Annotated in this window: 2 protein-coding genes; both read right to left on the bottom strand. The window is 52.4% G+C overall.

Annotated elements, in window-relative coordinates:
• Nucleotides 1-79 precede the first annotated feature (79 nt).
• On the bottom strand, nt 80-1,084 hold the full coding sequence (locus KDK14_RS15780; RefSeq protein WP_257266132.1) for a TIGR01620 family protein: 1,005 nt from the start codon (nt 1,082-1,084) through the stop codon (nt 80-82).
• Nucleotides 1,081-2,529 carry a YcjX family protein gene (locus KDK14_RS15775; RefSeq protein ID WP_257266131.1) on the bottom strand — a complete coding sequence of 483 codons (1,449 nt, stop codon included), beginning with the start codon at nt 2,527-2,529 and terminating at the stop codon, nt 1,081-1,083. The genes KDK14_RS15780 and KDK14_RS15775 overlap by 4 nt, the downstream gene beginning before the upstream one ends.
• Between the last annotated feature and the right edge of the window lie 291 nt (nt 2,530-2,820).

Raw genomic sequence — 2,820 nt, 5'->3', positions numbered from 1 at the left:
GGAGGCTGTCCGAGAATAGCGCCCGACTGGGCGTCCCCGTAGCGAGGATGGCAGCCAATTTGATGAAACAGGGAAAAGATTATTCTGCTTTATTTCCGGAATCAGCTGTATTCCGAAACCGTGTGTCCATGGCAGTCAGGATACTTCTGGCTAAACGACCAATTCCGGGTTTCTGATCATCAGCAAAAGGAATTGGACGACAAAGCGCCATGGCCCTGAACCCAATTCGGGCAGCATAGATACCGACGCCAATCCCGCTGGCAGCCTGGGAACTGACCACGCCAAGCAACCGGTTGGAAGTAAAGTCTGCCAACTGATCCGACAGCAGCTCTGTAGCACCCGCCAGCACCATCTGCTCCATAACCATGGTTAACAGGTGAGTACGGGCTGGCAATGAAGGTCTGACACCGTATACCTGACAGATCTCATCGAGCATCCGGATACTGCGCCAGGCCGACAGCAGCATATCAACCGCGGCAAACGGGCTCAGAGCCACCATCAAAGCCACTTGCTGGCTATGTTGTGAAATAAGGGTAACGGCCTGCTGGTCCAGTGTCTGGAAAAAATGGCGATCCAGATAAGCCAGCAGCTCGCTGTCATCACTGTAATCCGGCATTTCAGATAATACTTGTGCCAGCAGCACCTGCTGGGGCTTCCCCTGATAAAGTTTACTCAACTGCCCGAGCCAGTGTTTTTTTAATGCTGTCGTTCTCTGGTCGCGAAACTGTGCCGCCTGCGCCTGTAGTCCGCTGATCTGTCTGAAGTCCCGCTGATACAGGAAAAACTCCACCACGGCTTTAACGACAATGACCGCCAGAACCAGAAAAAGTGCACAAAACAACAAGGCTAATGACCAATGCAGTTGATACAAAAAAAGGCCCAGTCCGGCAGTTTGCCAAAGCACCAATAGCAACAGCAGAGTCAGCAGTCCATAACCTGCCGACCGGAGGAAACGCAGTGGTTTGGCCGCCAGCTCAGACCCCTGCAACACCCGTTCCTGAAAGCCATCACTGATGGACTCCGGTGTATCCAGGGATTGCTCGGGTTCCAGGGGAATAAAGTATGGGTCGTGAGTTCTGCTCATAAAAACCGGTCTCCCAGCAGATCATTAAGAATGCTATCCAGACGGATATGGGGTAATCGGCCACCCGCCATCAACTGTAGCCCCTCTGGCGGCATCAGTCGGCGCAGCTGCCATTGGCCCAAAGCCTGCCAGTCATCCATCGCCGGAATCTGTTCAGGAATATCCGGGTGCAGTAGCACTCCCGGTCCCTGCTCAGTCATCCCCTGCAGAGCCTGACGCCCCTGATAGTCTACATAAGTCGTTGAGCGAACAGCAGCAACCGCTTCGCAGCGGACATCAATAGCATTGAACGCGGCCCTGCGTCTTGCCTCCTGAACCAGGTTTGCCATCAATGCTCTCACCGCCTCATGCTGGTCAGGCAGCACCTGATCAATTTTACTGGCGGCAAACACAACCCGATCGATCCGTGGCTGAATTAATCGTCTGAGCAGGCTGTTGCGGCCATAATCAAAACTTTGCAGAACCCGGGTCAACGAGAAGCGAAGATCATCAAACGCTTCGGGACCACTGTTTAACGATTTAAGCACATCAACCAGCACCAGTTGTCGATCAACCTTCTGAAAGGTATTTCGATAAAAGGGTTTCACCCGGGTTTCCAGATAACTCTGATAATGCCTTTCACACACTTTGAATAAAGAGTCCTGCGAAGCTCCCCCCAACTGATCTTCTGAACAGCCAGTGATCGCCAGCAGCGGGATAAACGGCAGTTTGCTGTCATCACCTGAAGGGGCAACATGCAGCCAGCGTCCGGGTTGAATCATGGTCAAGCCCGCCTGCTGGCAAGCCGTGAGAAAGGTCAGCTGTTCTTGCCACAGTACTTGCAATTGCAACTCACAAATGGGTTCAAGAGGGTCAATGGACTTGAGCTTTTCGATAAAACTCCGGCCAATAGACTGGCGCATGGCACGGTCAAAAAGGGAGTGACTTTGCGCACACCAGCCACGGTAATCCATAGTCAGTAACGGCAGATCCAGTAACCACTCGCCCGGATAGTCACGAATCTCCAGATAAAGACGACTGATCCCGGGTTTTCCCCGGCGCAATAACCCGGGCGGATGACGGAACTTGATCTCCAGCAGGAAGCCGGATTCCTCCCTTGTGGCTTGCGGCCAACGACCTCTTGATAAGGCTTCAATACCCTGCTGACAGGGAAACCGTCTTACGCCATCCAGAGCGGACAGTTGTACCCCCAATAAGCGATCCTGCAAAACCGGGGGGAAGGCAGCCAGAAGCGCATCAGAATAGTGCTGTAACTGATGAACAAGACTGGTAATCAGGGTAGTTTTGCCGCTGCCGCTGAAGCCGGTCACCCCCAGTGTCAGGCGCCGGTTAAGCAGCCGGTCGACGCCATTCTCCAGGGAACTGGCCGCAGATCTGGCAAGATCCACCGCTTTATCCTGCCCAATCAGGAAAGACTTTTTAACCTTATCCTTTAACGGTTTCATCGTACTATCTTCATTACGCTCTTCATTGCACTCTTCATTACGCTCTTCATTGCACTCTTTATTGCACTAAACGGAATAACGACAGTGCCACAGGAGGCCCTATCTGCTATCTGAAAGTTCACCCATTAATGACCGCTGGGGCGACACTGTAAATAATAACCTGATTAGCACTGATCCTGCGTCATGACACAGAGAAAGTTTATATGACCTGCATGAGTTTGAGCTGCATACGCAATGCGGCATTGTAGGAAATGCCCGGTTGTCGATGAAGCGTCAGATCAGAAATCCCCG

The sequence above is a fragment of the Endozoicomonas sp. ONNA2 genome (assembly GCF_024606365.1).
Taxonomy (GTDB): domain Bacteria; phylum Pseudomonadota; class Gammaproteobacteria; order Pseudomonadales; family Endozoicomonadaceae; genus Endozoicomonas.
Note: the sequence above shows the minus strand (reverse complement) of the source record. Positions and strands in the feature narration are given on the sequence as shown.